The organism is Amycolatopsis sp. NPDC102389 (genome assembly GCF_044765885.1).
Lineage (GTDB): Bacteria > Actinomycetota > Actinomycetes > Mycobacteriales > Pseudonocardiaceae > Amycolatopsis.
This window is the reverse complement of record NZ_JBIWKX010000005.1, coordinates 140,005-155,327: the sequence shown is the minus strand read 5'-3', so window position 1 is coordinate 155,327 and position 15,323 is coordinate 140,005. Positions and strand designations below refer to the sequence as shown.

Annotated in this window: 9 protein-coding genes; 4 read left to right on the top strand and 5 right to left on the bottom strand. The window is 71.1% G+C overall.

Annotation, left to right across the window (positions count from 1 at the left end; all coding sequences use genetic code 11):
- Positions 1 to 23: 23 nt before the first annotated feature.
- Positions 24 to 1,352, top strand: coding sequence for an SLC13 family permease (locus ACIRGA_RS07220; protein WP_400937614.1), 1,329 nt, complete (start codon positions 24 to 26; stop codon positions 1,350 to 1,352).
- Between the two features lie 138 nt (positions 1,353 to 1,490).
- Here the strand turns inward: ACIRGA_RS07220 and ACIRGA_RS07215 are convergent, their stop codons facing one another.
- Positions 1,491 to 2,237 carry a GntR family transcriptional regulator gene (locus ACIRGA_RS07215; protein WP_400937612.1) on the bottom strand — a complete coding sequence of 249 codons (747 nt, stop codon included), beginning with the start codon at positions 2,235 to 2,237 and terminating at the stop codon, positions 1,491 to 1,493.
- Between the two features lie 113 nt (positions 2,238 to 2,350).
- On the opposite strand from ACIRGA_RS07215, the gene ACIRGA_RS07210 reads away from it, so the two are divergent.
- The 3 genes from ACIRGA_RS07210 to ACIRGA_RS07200 are packed head-to-tail and all read left to right on the top strand — an operon-like array spanning position 2,351 to position 4,297.
- Positions 2,351 to 2,704 carry a RidA family protein gene (locus ACIRGA_RS07210; RefSeq protein WP_400937610.1) on the top strand — a complete coding sequence of 118 codons (354 nt, stop codon included), beginning with the start codon at positions 2,351 to 2,353 and terminating at the stop codon, positions 2,702 to 2,704.
- On the top strand, positions 2,697 to 3,341 hold the full coding sequence (locus tag ACIRGA_RS07205) for a PAS domain-containing protein (RefSeq protein ID WP_340682426.1): 645 nt from the start codon (positions 2,697 to 2,699) through the stop codon (positions 3,339 to 3,341). The genes ACIRGA_RS07210 and ACIRGA_RS07205 overlap by 8 nt, the downstream gene beginning before the upstream one ends.
- Entirely contained in the window at positions 3,338 to 4,297 is a 960-nt protein-coding gene (locus ACIRGA_RS07200) for a pyridoxal-phosphate dependent enzyme (protein WP_400937607.1), read from the top strand. The genes ACIRGA_RS07205 and ACIRGA_RS07200 overlap by 4 nt, the downstream gene beginning before the upstream one ends.
- Positions 4,298 to 4,389: 92 nt before the next feature.
- On the opposite strand, the gene ACIRGA_RS07195 is transcribed toward ACIRGA_RS07200, so the two are convergent.
- Genes ACIRGA_RS07195 through ACIRGA_RS07180 form a run of 4 tightly spaced genes read right to left on the bottom strand, consistent with a single transcriptional unit; the run spans position 4,390 to position 15,122 of the window.
- The gene (locus ACIRGA_RS07195) at positions 4,390 to 5,367 is read right to left on the bottom strand and encodes an alpha/beta hydrolase (protein WP_400937605.1); all 978 of its coding nucleotides are present in this window, start codon (positions 5,365 to 5,367) and stop codon (positions 4,390 to 4,392) included.
- Between the two features lie 13 nt (positions 5,368 to 5,380).
- Positions 5,381 to 6,946 (bottom strand): acyl-CoA carboxylase subunit beta, encoded by a 1,566-nt coding sequence (locus ACIRGA_RS07190; RefSeq protein ID WP_400937602.1) that lies wholly within the window; start codon positions 6,944 to 6,946, stop codon positions 5,381 to 5,383.
- On the bottom strand, positions 6,943 to 13,365 hold the full coding sequence (locus tag ACIRGA_RS07185) for an SDR family NAD(P)-dependent oxidoreductase (protein ID WP_400937600.1): 6,423 nt from the start codon (positions 13,363 to 13,365) through the stop codon (positions 6,943 to 6,945). Before ACIRGA_RS07185 ends, ACIRGA_RS07190 begins: the two co-directional genes overlap by 4 nt.
- A complete protein-coding gene (locus tag ACIRGA_RS07180; RefSeq protein ID WP_400937598.1) occupies positions 13,362 to 15,122 on the bottom strand; it encodes a fatty acyl-AMP ligase in 1,761 nt (586 codons plus the stop codon). The genes ACIRGA_RS07185 and ACIRGA_RS07180 overlap by 4 nt, the downstream gene beginning before the upstream one ends.
- Between the last annotated feature and the right edge of the window lie 201 nt (positions 15,123 to 15,323).

The window sequence follows — 15,323 nt, the reverse complement described above, 5'->3', positions numbered from 1 at the left end:
AGCGCCGACCGCAGAGGATTCCGATGTCCATACAACTCGTCACAGTCGTGGCGCTCGCCCTGGTCTTCCTGATCGCGACCGTGCTCCCCGTCCACATGGGAGCGCTGGCGTTCGTCGCCGCCTTCGTGATCGGCACGGCCTTCGCCGGGGAGAGCACCGACGACATCGTCTCGGGCTTTCCCGGCGATCTCTTCGTCATCCTGGTCGGGGTGACGCTGCTGTTCGCGATAGCCAAAGGCAACGGCACCGTCGACCGGCTCGTGCACCTGGTGGTGCGCGCCGTCGGCGGACGGATCGCCCTGATCCCCTGGGTGATGTTCGTGGTCACCGCGGCCTTGACCGCGGTCGGCGCGGTGGTGCCGGCGGCGGTGGCGATCATCGCGCCGATCGGCATGGGGTTCGCCCGCCGCTACTCGATCAACCCGATGCTGATGGGCCTGCTGATCATCAACGGCGCCAGCGCGGGCGGCTTCTCCCCCATCAGCATCTTCGGCAGCATCGTCAACGGCGTCGTCGCCCGCGACAACCTGCCGAGCAATCCGGGATTGCTGTTCGTGTCCTCCTTCGTCTTCAACCTGGTGCTGAGTGTCGTGGTGTTCTTGCTTTTCGGCGGCCGTGAACTGATCCGCCGCTCCTCGAGCGCCAAGCCCAAGGTCGCCGCGCTCGCGCACAGCGGTTCCTCGACGGTGACGACGATGACCGGCGACCCCACGCCTTCCAGTGGCGGCACCGACGAGCCCGAGGACCGCCTTCCGCTCACTCGCGACCACGTGTTCACGCTGATCGGGCTGGCGGCGCTCGCGGTGGGCGCGCTCGTGTTCAAACTCGACGTCGGCTTCACCGCGCTCACGGTCGCGACGGTGCTGTCACTGGTCTCGCCGGGATCCGCCAAGGCGGCCGTCGGCGAGGTGGCGTGGCCGACGGTGCTGTTGATCTGCGGGATCGTCACCTTCGTCTCGCTGATGGAGCGGGTCGGCACGATCGACTGGCTCGGCAACCTGGTGACGCGGATCGGTTCGCCGCTGCTGGCCGCGATCCTGATCTGCGCGATCGGCGCGGTGGTGTCGGCGTTCGCGTCGACGACCGGGATCCTCGGCGCGCTCATCCCGCTCGCGGTGCCGTTCCTGCTGGCGGGCGAGGTCGGCGCGGTCAGCATGATCATCGCGCTGGCGATCTCGTCGTCGGTCGTCGACTCGTCGCCGTTCTCCACCAGCGGCGCGCTGGTCGTGGCCAACGCGCCCGCCGGCCAGAACGACAAAGTGTTCCGGGGCTTGATGATCTGGGGATTCAGCATGTGCGCGATCGCACCGATCGCGACCTGGCTGCTGTTCATCCTGCCCGGCTGGGGCTGAGCCGGCGGGAGCGTCGGTCAAGTGGGGGGGGGGGGGGGGGGGGGGGGGGGGGGGGCGGGGGCGGGGGCGGGCGCCCGCCCCCCCCCCCCCCCCCCCCCCCCCCCCCCCCCCCCCCCCCCCCCCCCCCCCACCGGACACTCAGCGGCTCCGGCGTTCGGCCAGCCAGCGTTCCGAATCGGGGGTACCGCCGTCGAGCTGGTCCACGACCTCGTCGAGGAAGCTCCCGTGACCGTGATCGGCCAACGCCTGCAACACCGCCTCGGGGTCGCCGCCCTCGATGATCGTGAGCAGTTCGCGATGCCGCTCGACGTTCTGCAGCAACGATTCACCGCCGCGGCGGGCACTGCGGTTGAGGGCCATGCACAACTGCATCTGCAGGGAAAGCGCGCGGTACGCCTCGGTGACCCGCTCATGCCCGGCCAGCGCGACGATCGACTGATGGAAGTCGTACTTCCGTTGCGTGAACACACCTTCGTCGCCGTCACGGCCCGCCTGCTCGAAAGCGGCGAGCGCGTCCCGGCAGGCTTGCAACCGCTCCGGCGAGCGGACCGGGATCCCGATCCGGACGGCGAAGGCTTCGAGCTCTTCGCGCAGGGTGACGATTTCGTAGACGTCGTGGCGGGTCAGCGGGCGGACGATGACGCCACGCCGAGGATGGGGCACGACGAGCCCCTCGAAGGCCAAGACCTGCAACGCCTCGCGCAGCGGCGGACGGGAAACGCCGAGCCGCTCGGTGAGCTTGGCCTCGACCAAACGCGTACCGGGCGGGAGCTCGCCGGAAAGTATCATCGCGCGCAGCGCCTGGGTGGCCAGCTCGGCCATGCTCGGCGGCGCGACGATCCGGCCGTCCTCGTCCTGCACGGCGTCGGCGGAACTCGTGGTCATCCGGAATCCCTCCCTGCCTGTATACGGTATATCAATCACCGTCGTCGCGCGTGAGCGGTAGGTCACTTCTTATTCGGTTGGACAATCCGTCCAACGCTTATACAGTCGGTCTCGTGACCAACGAGCATCCGTATCCCCCGGCCTTCCGCAGCGGCGACCTGGTTTCCGTGTCCGGGCGGCTCGGCGTGACCGAGACCGGCGCACTGGTGCCCGGCGGATTCGACGCCGAATGCCCGCGGGCCTTCGCCAACCTCGACGCCGCGCTGCGTTCGGTGGGCGCGAGCCGGGCGGACGTGGTGAAGGTCGTCGTCTACCTGACCGACATCGCCGACCGCGACGGCCTCAACCGGGTCTACGAAGAGTTCTTCTCCGAGCCCCGGCCCGCCCGTACCTGTGTCGGGGTCGCGTCGCTGCCCTACGGCGGCGTCGTCGAAGTCGAGGCCCTCGCCCGAGTACGCGATGTCTGAGCAGGACGCGATCCTCGACGCGCTCGCGCCGGTCGCCGACGGCATCGCGGCGACGCTCGGTTCGTTCTGCGAAGTCGTGGTGCACGACTTCCGCCGTCCGGAGAAGTCGGTGGTCGCGATCGCCGGATCGGTCACCGACCGCACCGTCGGCGGGTCGATGAGCGAGATCGGCATGGGCCTGCTCGCCCGCGGTGACGACGCCGAAGACCAGCTGAACTACGTGACCAGGACGGCGTCCGGGAAACTCGTCAAGTCTTCGACCATGCTGCTGCGCGACAGCGGCGGCTCGGTGTTCGGCGCGCTGTGCGTGAACCTCGACGTCACCGCGCTCGGCCAGCTGCGGACCCTGGTCGGCGAACTCGCCGATGTCGGCACCGCCGCCGAAACGCCGACCACCACTTTCGGCGACGACGTCGACGCGGTGGTGGACGCGATCGTCGACGAACATCAGCTCCGGCTGAACAAACCGTGGACCGCGCTCAGCCGCGAAGAACGTCTCGACCTGTTCCGCAGCCTGCACGCGCGTGGGGTCTTCGCCGTGCGCCGGGCCGTGCCCCAGGTCGCGGCCCGGATCGGGATCTCCCGCGCCTCCGCTTACAACTATCTCGCCGAAATCCGTGATCAAGGAGCATCATGACCGCCCCCGTGACCATCGAAGACATCCGCGACGCCGCCGCCCGCCTGGCCGGGGTCGCGCACCGGACCCCGGTCGTGCGTTCCCGCACCCTCGACGACCTCGTCGGCGCCGAGGTCCACATCAAGTGCGAGAACCTTCAGCGCGTCGGGGCCTTCAAGTTCCGTGGCGCGTACAACGCCGCCTCCCGGCTCTCGCCGGAACAGCTGGCCAAGGGCATCGCCGCGTACTCGTCGGGCAACCACGCCCAGGCCGTCGCGCTCGCCGCGCGCGAACTCGGGAGCAGCGCGGTCATCCTGATCCCGGAGGACACCCCGCAGTCCAAAAAGGACGCCACCGCGGGCTACGGCGCCGAGATCGTCACCTACGACCGGTACACCGGCGACCGTGTCGCGATCGGCGAGGCGCTGGCGGCCGACCGCGGTCTCGCGCTCATCCCGCCCTACGAGCACCCGCACGTGATCGCCGGCCAGGGCACCGCGGCGCTGGAACTGCTGGAGGACACCGATTCCGTGGACACCCTCGTCGTCCCGGTCGGCGGCGGTGGCCTGATCGCGGGCAGTTCGACCGCCGCGAAGGCCCTGCGGCCGGGCATCCGGGTCGTCGGCGTCGAGCCCGCGGCCGGCGACGACACCAAACGCTCACTCGAGGCCGGGGAACGCGTGTCGATCCCGGTGCCGCGGACCATCGCCGACGGCCAGGCCGCGTCCATCCCCGGCGAACTGACGTTCTCGATCAACCAGCGGCTGATCGACGACATCGCGCTGGTCACCGACGACCAGGTCCGGGACGCGATGCGGTTCGCGTTCGAACGGCTGAAGCTCGTCATCGAGCCGAGCGGGGCGACCGGTCTGGCCGCGCTGCTCAGCGGTCAGGTCTCCGCCTCGGGCCGGGTCGGGGTGATCATCAGCGGCGGGAACGTCAGCCCGGAACGCTTCGCCGAACTGATCGCCGGCTGACCTCTCCGCATTTCGTCCTCTCAATGCGGCGGTCCGTGAAGGCCTCCTTGAGGGACCCAGAGTCCCTCAAGGAGGCCTTCACGGACTTGCGTTCACAGGCCGAGCCCGCCCGCCAAAACCGGCCAGGAGTTCCGCAGCGCCCGCTGCCAGTAGGGCCAGCTGTGCGTACCGTCGCCGTAGTAGTCGACGGTCGCCGGAATCCCCTTGGCCTTCAAACGATCCGTGAAGGTCACCGAGGAGGCCAGCGCCTGCGGTTCGAAGATGTCGGACTGCCCCGGCGGATCGAGCGGGCCGGTCTTCCCGTTCCCGCACGAGATGTAGAGCGCCGTGCCGCGCAGGCCGTCCGCGTTGTCGTACGGGTTGTTCGCCGTCCAGAGCGGCCGCATCCCCCAGGAGTCGCCCCAGAGTTCGAGGTAGTTGAAGATCCCCGCGCGAGCCAGGATCCCCTGGATGAACAGCGGCGCGCCCTGGTTGAGGGTGTTCGGCACCCCGCTGTACGACGCCGCCGCGGCGAACATCCCCTTGTGCTTGTACGAATACGCGAGCGCGCCGTATCCGCCGATGGACAGTCCGGCGACCGCCCGGCGCGGGCCCGCCCGGTAGCCGCGTTCGACGATCTGCCGTACCTCCAGGGTGTGGAAGGTGTCCCAGTCGGGAGTGCTCCTGAGCCCGAAGTTCCACCACTTCGTGTACATCCCGGCGGGTCCGCCGGTCGGCATGACGACGAGGGCGTCCTTGTCCGCGGTGAACGCCTTGACGTCGGTGAACTGGTCCCACGAGCGGTAGTCGACCGGTTCGCAGCAGCCGTGCAGCAGGTACAGCGTCGGCCAGGTCCGCGCCGGTTGCGCGGCCCAGCCGGTCGGCACCAGCAGGCGGACCATGCCGGTGGTGCCGAGCGCGGGCGAGCTGATCTTGAGGTCGACCGTGCGCGCGTCCAGCCAGGTCTCCTCGACGACTTTCGCGCCGTTGTCGGCGGACACCGGTGCGGGCGCCGCGCTCGCGGGGATCGAGGTTCCGAGCAGCGCGGCCATGGCCAGCGCCAGCAGACCCCACCGCCGGGTTCGCTTCATCACTTCTCCTTGCTCACAACGGGATGTTTCCGTGCTTCTTGGCCGGTCGGGTCTGCCGTTTGGTCCGCAGCGCGTGCAGCGCCCGCGCCACGTGAAGGCGGGTCTGCGAAGGCGCGATGACCTGATCGACGTAGCCGCGTTCCGCCGCCACATAAGGGTTCGAATGCCGTTCGCGGTATGCCTCGGTGAGCCGCCTTTGTTCGGCGGACCGCTGTTCCGCCGGCAGCGCGGCCAGTTCCTGCCGGTGCAGCACCCGCACCGCGCCCTCGGCGCCCATCACCGCGATCTCGGCGGTAGGCCACGCCAGGTTGACGTCGGCGCCGAGATGTTTCGACCCCATCACCGCGTAGCCGCCGCCATAGGCTTTGCGGATCACCACGGTCACCTTCGGCACGGTCGCCTCGGCGTAGGCGTAGATCAGTTTGGCGCCGCGGCGGATGATTCCCTGCCGTTCCTGCGCCTCGCCGGGCAGGTAGCCGGGAACGTCGGCGAGCGTGAGGATCGGGATGGTGAAGGCGTCGCAGAACCGCACGAACCGCGCGGCCTTCTCCGAGGCGTCGATGTCGATCACGCCCGCTTGATGACGCGGCTGGTTCGCCACGACGCCGACCGTGCGGCCCCGCATCCGGCCGAACGCACAGATCATGTTCGGTGCGAAGGCGCTGTGGATCTCGGTGAACTCGCCGTCGTCGACGAGCCGCGAGATCACCTCGGTCATGTCGTAGGCCTGGTTCAGCGAGTCGGGCACCACCCGGTCGAGTTCGAAATCGGCGGCGGTCGGTCCGGGATCGGTCTCGTCGGCGTATTCCGGTGCGGCGTCGAGGTTGTTGGACGGCAGGTACCCGAGCAAGGTCTGCACCCAGTCGATGGCGTCGTGCTCGTCGGCGGCCCGGTGGTGGGCGTTCCCGGAGATCTCGCTGTTCACCGCGGCGCCGCCGAGCCGCTGGGCGGTGACCCGTTCCCCGCTGACGGCGTGCACGACGTCCGGGCCGGTGACGAACATGTGCGCGGTCTCGTCGACCATCACGGTGAAGTCGGTGATCGCCGGTGAGTAGACCGCCCCGCCCGCACAGGGCCCCATGATCAGCGAGATCTGCGGGATGACGCCGGACGCCAGCGCGTTGCGCCTGCCGAGCTCGGCGTAGTAGGCCAGCGAGACGACGCCTTCCTGGATCCGGGCGCCGCCGGAGTCGTTGATGCCGACCACGGGACAGCCCAGCGTCATCGCCAGGTCCATCACCTTGAGGACCTTCTCGCCGAAGACCTCGCCCATACTGCCGCCGAACACGGTGAAATCCTGGGAGAAGACGCAGATCTGCCTGCCGTCGACGGTTCCGTGCCCGGTCACCACGCCGTCGCCATACGGCCGGTTCGCGTCCATCCCGAATTCGGTGCACCGGTGCCGGGCGAACTGGTCGAGTTCGACGAAGGAACCCGGGTCCAGCAACAACTCGACGCGTTCCCGCGCGGTCAGCTTGCCCTTGGCGTGCTGACGGTCGATCGCCCGTTTCTCGGCGGTCCGGAGATCTTCCTGGCGGGCGGCGAGATCGGCGATCCGGAACGCCGTCGTGTCACTCATGGTCGCGCCGCCTTGGGCGCCCCGAGCCGGGTCGCGAGCGCCTCGGCGACCACCTCGACGTGCGGCGGGTCGATCATCGACAGGTGGTCGCCCGGCACGCGCACGACCTCGAGATCCGCGCAGAAGGCGTCCCAGCCGAGCGCTTCGTCGGTGCGCAGATACCGCGGATCGAGGGTGGTGGTCAACGGATGCGGTTCCTGCGCGCGTACCAGCAACACCGGCCCGGCATAGGGTTCCGGCTCGTACCGTTCGGCCACTCGTGCGTCCACATAGGACTCGTATTGGTGCCGCAGCACGCCGTGCCCCATCCCGGGCACCTGCGCGGCCAGCTCGCTGATCACCAGCCGGATCTGTTCGTCGTCGCCGAGCCGGACGAGGTCCTCACGCGGGATGTCCAGCGGGACGCCGTAGGTCCGCTCGACGTGCTCGGCGAAGCGGTCGAACCGGTCCAGCAGGATCTCGTGCGCCGCCTTCCCCGGCGCGGGCAGCGGCAGGATGCTGTCGATCATGAACACGAGGTCGACCCGCTCCCCCGCCGCCGTCAGCCGCCGCGCGGTCTCGTAGGCGAGGCAGCCACCGAACGACCAGCCACCCAGCCGGTACGGACCCCGCGGCTGAATCTCCCGGATCAGCTCGAGATAGCACTCGGCCTTGTCTTCGACCGTGTCCTCGTCGTCGATTCGTTCGAGCCCGTAGACGGGCCTGCCGTCGGGCAGCAGCCGGACGAGTCCCTCGTAGACGCTCGTCGGGCCGCCCGCCGGATGGAACAGGAACACCGGATCCGTGCCGCCCTCGCGCAGCGGCCGGACAGGGCAGCCTCCGCGTCCCTCGATCGCGTCACGCAGCAGATCGGCCATCGCGGCGATCGTCGGCGTGGCGAACAGCCCTTCGGGGACAGCGCCGAGCTGCCCGGCGAAAACGACGCGCAGCCGCTCGGCCGCTTCGGCGTCGCCACCGAGGGCGAAGAAGTCGTCGTGGACACCGGGTTCCGTACCGCCGAGTTCGGCCTGCCAATGCCGGGCGATCCAGCGTTCGGCCGGATCGCGGGGCCCGACGGCCGTACTCGGCTCGGCGGGCCGTGAGCCCGCGTCGCCGAACCCGGCCTGTTCGGCTAGATGGTCGGCGAGTTCGCCGAGGCTCGCGCCGCGCAACAGCAGCGGGATCGGCAGCGGCAGACCGAAATCGCGCTCCACGACTCCCCTGGCGCGCATGGCGGTGAGGGAGTCCAGGCCGAGCCGGGTGAGCGGCGCGTTCCGGTCGATCTCGTCCGCGGCGAGGCCGAGCATCCCGGCGACGAGCCCGGCCAGGTAGTCGGCCAGCATCTCGCGGGCGGCGTCCGGCAGGACGGCCCGCAGCGCGTCCAGTCCGTCCCAAGTGGACGCTCCGGCGTCCGGCTCGTCCTTCGGTACCAGCATTTCGAAGAACGGTCGCCCGGCCAGCCGCGGGAACAGGGCCAGTACCGTCCCGGCGTCGACACGGGCGATCCCGGTCGACGCGCGACCACGGCGCAACACGGCGTCCATCGCCGCCAGCGCCTCTTCCGTGCCGAGCGGTTCGAGCACGGGGTTGCTGCTGCCGACGGCCCCGCCGGCTTCGCCCCAGGCTCCCCAGCCGATGGTCGCCGCCGGCAATCCGGCGGCCCGGCGCCACGCGACGAGCGCGTCCACCCACGCGTTCGCGGTGGCGTAGGCGGCCTGACCCGGCGATCCGAACAACGCGGCCGCCGACGAGTACGTCAGCCACCAGTCGAGTTCGTGTCCGGCCGTCGCTTCGTGCAAACGCCACGCCCCCAGCGCTTTCGCGCGCCAGACGGCCTCGACGGCGTCGTGGTCGAGACCGGCGGCGGCACCGTCGGACAGCACACCGGCCGCGTGCAGCACGCCACGCATCGGCAGACCGCCGTCGGTCGCGGCCGCGACCAGCGCTTCGGCCGTCCCCGGCTCCGCGATGTCCCCCGTCACCACGCGGACGTCGACGCCCCGCTCGCGCAGGTCCACCAGCAGCGGTTCGACAGCGGGATTCGCACCGCGCCGACCGGAGAGGACGAGCCTGGTCGCGCCGCGTCCCGCCAGCCACTCCGCCGCGACCAGGCCGAGGCCGCCGAGCCCACCGGTGATGACGTAAGCGCCATCGCGCACAACGGTTTCGCGGCCGGGTCCGCCGAGTTCCGGCCGCGCCAGCACCCGGGTGTACCGGACACCCTCGCGCCAGGCGATCTCGTCGTCCGGCGCGTCCGCGCGGATCTCCTCCACCAGCCTGCCGACCCAAAGCTGGGCCGGATCCGGCTCGGCGTCGAAGTCGAGCTGGCTCGCCCGCAGTTCGGGATGTTCGAAGGCGAGGACCCGCACCAGTCCGCGCAGCCAGGCTTGGCCGGGGTCTCCGCGCTCGCCGGGTTCGACGGCCGACGCCCCCGCGCTGACGAGCCACAACCGCGGCGCGTCTTCGACCAGTTCGGCGACGACGCCGGACAGCGTCGCGACCATCCGTGCGTCCCGCATCGGGTCGGGCCCACCCGTCCCGACGCAGGCCAGGACTCCCGTCACCTCGCGGATTCCCAGAACCCGTGCCAGCTCCGCCCGATCCCCGAGCGGAACGGTCACCAGTTCGTCCCCGGCTTCGGTGAGCCGGTCACGCAACGCCGTCAGCCACGGCGCGTCCTCGTCCAGGACGACCCAGCGGCGCGGGCCTGGCGCGGCCGACGGCAGCTCGGCCTCCCGCCAGACCGTCTCGAACAGCAGGTCCGCCATCGGCACCGGCAGCGCCGAACGCTGGAACCGGCGGCAGTAGACCTCGCGGAACTCCACCAGGACGACGTCGTCGGCGTCGACCAGCTGGACACCGCCGACCAGGCCGTCGCCGGCCGGATCGAGCGAGTCGAGCACGGCGTCGACCCGGACACCGCGGCGTGGATCACCGGCGACGACGACCTCGCCCAAGGTCAGCGGCAGAAAGACACCATCGGCTTCACGCAGCATGTCCCCGGCGGCCGCGGCCAGCGCGTGCAGGCAGGCGTCGGCGATCACCGGATGCAGGACGTACGCCGGATCGTCGGCGGGCAGGGTGATCGACGCCGAGGCCCGGCCGGGCGCCGCCAGGACTTCGCGCAAGCCACGGAAAGCGGGACCGTAGCTCTGCCCCATCCCCGCCAGCACCTGGTAGAGGTCGACCGGCCGCGCGTCGGCGGCGACCGCGCCGAACGGCACCACCGCGGTGTTCCCGTCGCGGACGCGGGCGGTCGCGTGCCGCACCCAGCCGCCGCCCGCCGACCGCGCGTAGATGTCCACTTCGGACGGTCCGATGCTCAGGCTGGTCGTCACCTCGGTGTGCGAGGCGAGCGGCAGGACCCGGTGCAGTTCGAGACCGCCGACGCGCAGTTGCCCGCCGGGCCGCAGGGCCGCTTTCGCCGCCGCGAGCGCGAGTTCCAGGAAACCGGTGGCGGGGAACAGCGGAACGCCCATCGCCGCGTGATCGGCCAGCCACGGCACCGTCTCGGTCCCGACGTCGGCCCGCCACAGGTGCCCGCCGGTCGGTTGTTCGATGTGGACACCCAGCAACGGATGCTCGCCCGTGGCCCGGTTCGCCGGACGCCGCGGCCAGAACCGCCGGTGCCGCCAGCGGGGGGCGGGCAGCTCGACCGGAAGCGGACGGGGGCCGCCGTCGTCGAGCACGACGGGCAATCCGAGGGTGTGGAGCCGGGCGAGTGTGGTCAGGAACGCCAGTCGCTCGTCGGCCTTGCGGCTCGCCGACGGCAACGCGAGCGCTCCGGTGCTCTGTTCGATCGCGGCCAGCGCGACCGGATGCGGCGCGATCTCGACGAACACGCCGTACCCGTCGGCGGACGCCGCCGCCAGTGCCTGGCTGAACCGCACCGGACGGCGCAGATTCGCCGCCCAGTACTCGACGTCGAATACCGGCATCCACTGTGGATCGTCGAGAACGCTGCTGTAGCAGGGAATCTCCACCGGCCTAGGGGAAAGCCCGTCGAGCTCGGCACGGAAGCGGCCGAGGACGGCGTCGACGGCTTCCGAATGCCCCGCTCCCCCGACCGGCAGCCGCTTCGCCAGCCTGCCGAGGCTCTCCACGTGCGAAACCAGCGCCTCGACCTGTTCGGCTCCGCCGCTGACCGTGCACTGGACCGGCGAGGCGTAGACGGCGACCGTGATACCGGGGAAGTCCGCTTCGAGGTCGGCGAGTTCGGCCGGGGACAGCTCGGCCACCGCCATCGCGCCGTCGCCGGACGCGTCGACCTCGGCCAGCAGCCGGGCGCGGGTGGCCATCACGCGCAGACCGTCGGCGACGTCCAGCGCGCCCGCGACGACAGCGGCCGCGACCTCGCCCATCGAATGCCCGAGCACCGCCGCCGGGACGACACCGTGCGCACGCCAGAGCGCGGCGAGCGCGAGCTGCATGCCGAACAACGCGAGTTGCGTCGCGCCGAGGTCCGGCAGGTCGTACTCACCGGCGAACACCGCGCGCAGGGAGAAGCCCGCTTCTGCGCGGAACACCGGATCGAGCGCCTCCACCTCGGCCCGGAACGCGGGCTCGGTGGACAGCAGGACGCGGCCCATCCCGGGCCACTGGGAGCCGTAGCCGGAGAAGACGAACACGACATCGGACACGGGCGCGGCTTCGCCGAGGACGACGTCGCTGCTCTCGCGTCCCGCGGCCATTTCCCGCAGGGCGGCGGCCACCCGGTCACGTCCCTCCGCGATGACCGCACCACGGATCCGGAGGTGATCCCGGCTCCGCGCCAGTGTCGCGGCGACAGTGTCCAGCGAGACCGAACGGTGGGCGGGGTCTTCGAGCCAGTCCGCCAGATCGGCGGCCCGCGCCCGGAGCACCTCGGTCGAGCGAGCGGACAGCGCGAACACCCGCGAGCTCACCGTTTCCTTTCCCCGAGCGGCGAACGACGCGGCGGGCCACTCTTCGAGGACGACGTGGGCGTTGGTACCACCGAAACCGAACGCGGAGACCCCGGCCCGCACGACGTCGGAGTAGCGCGGCCAGTCCGTCCCCGTTTCCACCACGCGAAGGCGGAGTCCGGCGAAATCGATAAGCGGGCTGGGTTCGTGATGATGCGGGGTCGGCGGCAACCGCCGGTGGACCATCGCGAGGACGACCTTGATCAGCCCGGCCATCCCCGCCGCGCCTTCCAGATGGCCCAGGTTCCCCTTCACCGAGCCGATCAGCAGCGGACGGCCGGGTTCGCGGCCGGCTCCGAGCACCTCGCCGAGCGCGCCGGCCTCGATCGGGTCGCCCACCTCGGTCCCGGTCCCGTGCGCCTCGACGTAGTCCACAGAGGACGGTTCGACGCCCGCCGCCGCGTACGCGTCCCGCAACAGGTCCGCCTGCGCGCCGGGACTGGGTGCGACGAGGCCGTTCGACCGGCCGTCGGAATTGACCGCGCTGCCGCGGATCACCGCGAGCACCCGGTCGCCCGCGCGGCGAGCGGCCTTCAGCGGTCTCAGCACGATCACCCCGCAGCCCTCGCCGCGCGCGATGCCGTCGGCGGCCGCGTCGAACGGTTTGCAGTGCCCGTCCGGGGCCAGCACCCCGGCCCGCTCGAAGGACACGGTGACCGCGGGTGAGATCAGCAGGTTCACCCCGGCGACGAGCGCCGTCCCGCATTCGCCGTGGCGGAGGCTCTGCACCGCCTGGTGCACCGCGACCAGCGAAGACGAGCACGCGGTGTCGAGAGTGAGGCTCGGCCCGCGCAGGTCGAACAGGTACGACAACCGGTTCGCGGCGATGCTCGTCGCGGCGCCGGTGGCGGACCAGACGTCGGCGGCCGCGGGATCAGCCATCGTCAGGTGGCCGTACTCGCCGGCCGAGAGCCCGACGAACACCCCGGTCCGGCTTCCGCGCAGCGTGGACGGCGGGATCCCGGCGTGCTCCAGCGCCGCCCACGCGACTTCGAGCAAGATCCGCTGCTGGGGGTCCATCGTTTCGGCCTCGCCGGGTGTGATGCCGAAGAACTCGGCGTCGAAACCGGCGATGTCGCCGAGGAAACCGCCACGGGCGGGGGTCTCCCAGCGGTCTTCCGGGACGTCGCGGATGCCGTCGCGTCCGGCGTCCAGGAGCCGCCAGTACCGCTCCGGGGAGTCCGCGCCTCCCGGCAGACGGCAGCCGACACCGATGATCGCGATCGGTTCCTCTTCGCGATCCTCGCTACTCACCACCGCGGCGTCCTCCACTGTGGACAGACGGGTGGCGAGAGCGGTGATCGTCGGGTACTGCCACACCAGCGTCGGCGGCAGCGGGCGGCCGAGGTACCGGCCGAGCTCCGCCGCCAGTTCCATGGACTCCCGCGAGGAAAGCCCGCTCTCGTGCAGCGGCCGGTCGGGGTCGACCTGGTCTGCGGGCGACCCGGTCCGTTCGGCCACCCGCGCGATGAGCCAGGCGCGGATCTCCGCGGTCACCCGAGCCGCCGGGCGGTCAGCGAACCGTCCAGATAGGACTTCCGGCACCGGGCCCGGCTGATCTTGCCGCTGGAGGTGCGCGGAACCTCTCCCGGGGCGAGGAAGACGATGTCGTGCGGCCGCAGACCGTGCGCGGCCGAGACCGCCCTCCGGATCCCGGCGGTCGCCGCGGCGAGGTCGGCCTCGGCCCCCTTGGCGCGCTCCGCCAGCACGATCGCCGCTTCGCCGTCTGCGTGTTCGATCGCGAAAACCGCGGCGGAATGCGGCCGGACCGCGGGGTGGGTCTCCACGGTCTGTTCGATGTCCTGCGGATAGTGGTTGCGGCCGTCGACGATGACGAGATCCTTGAGCCTGCCGGTCATGAACAGCTCGCCGTCGTACCGCACGCCGAGATCCCCGGTCGCGAGCCAGCCCGCGCCGGACTCCGGGTCGATCGGCGGCAGGCCGAAGACACCGTCGGACGCGGCGGGCCGCCCCCAGTACCCCACTCCGACGTTCGGGCCGTTGACCTGGATCTCCCCCACCCTGCCCGGTTCGACCAGCGCGCCGGTGATCGGATCGGCGATGCGGACCCGTTGCCCCGCCGGGAATCCGCACGAGACGAGCGTGGTCGACACCGCCCCGGGGAGCGCGGGCGCCGCCAGCCCGGCGGCGAGCTGTTCGCGGTCGAAGGCGACCTCTCGCGGCGCCTTGCCCGCCTCGGTGACGGACACGAGCACGGTGGCCTCGGCCAGCCCGTAGGACGACCGGTGCACTTCCGGGCGCAGCCCGCACTCTTCGAAAGCGCCGTGGAACTTCGCGATGGTCGACGGGAGGACCGGCTCGCTGCCGTTGATCAGCGACACGACCCGGCTCAGTTCGAGGTAGCTCTTCTCGGCCTCGGTGACGCGGGAAGCGCTGTAGGCGTATGCGAAATTGGGTGCCGCGCTGATCGCGCCGGGGCTGGCCGAGAGCGCGCGCAGCCAGCGTGACGGACGTTCGAGGAAGGCGAGCGGATCCATCAGGACCGACGCCGCGCCCGCCGCCATCGGCGCGCCGATCCCGAGGATCAGGCCCATGTCGTGGAAGAGCGGCAGCCAGCTGACGGTGGACGTCGTCCCGGTTTCGATCGCGTAGGCGTCGCACGCCTGACGGGCGTTGGTGAGCGCGTTGCGATGGGTCAGCATCACGCCCGCCGGTGTTCTCGTGGAACCGGACGTGTACTGGAGGTACGCCAGTCCGTCCGGTTCCGGTCGCGGCCAGGAGCGGTCACCGGCCGCGACCGGAGCAGTGGTGTCGACGGCGAGCACGGCGGGGCGCTCGACAGCCGTCGTGTCGAGGAAACCGGCGGTGGCGTCGAGCCCGTCGGTGGTCGTGAGCACGACCCTCGGCGCGCAGTCGGCGAGCACGGCGGCCAGCCTGCCCGCGTGCCCGGGGAGGTCCGGGGAGAACAGCGGGACCGCGACCAGCCCGGCACGGATCGCGCCGAGGAACGCGACGACGTAGTCGACGGACTGCGGTGCCAGGATCGCGGCCCTGTCCCCCGGGCCGGTGAAGGAGGTCAGCCGGGTGGCGAGGAGATCGACCCGATCGTCGAGTTCGCGCCAGGACAGGGTGATCGCCCGGCCGTCCGCTCCGGCGCGATGGTCGAGATAGGTCACCGCGACCTCGTCGCCGAGCCGCCACGCCCAGTACCTCAGGAGGGTCGCGAACGACTCCCCACCGGGTGCGTCGTCCGTGCCGCGGGCGGCGACGACCGTTTCCGAAATGGTTTCCATGGCCCCTCGTTTGACGACGTGAGCAGGAGCGGGTGAATTCGGAACGGCGCCGTTGCCGAAAGCGGATTCCATTCCGGAGACCGTTCTTTATCTGCCCGGAACTGTATGGATGTCGCGGGAACGGTGTCAATGAAAGGATGATGGAACGCCGGCGGCGATGCGGACGTGCTCACCGGGAAGTGAGAAAGGGGGCACCCCGCT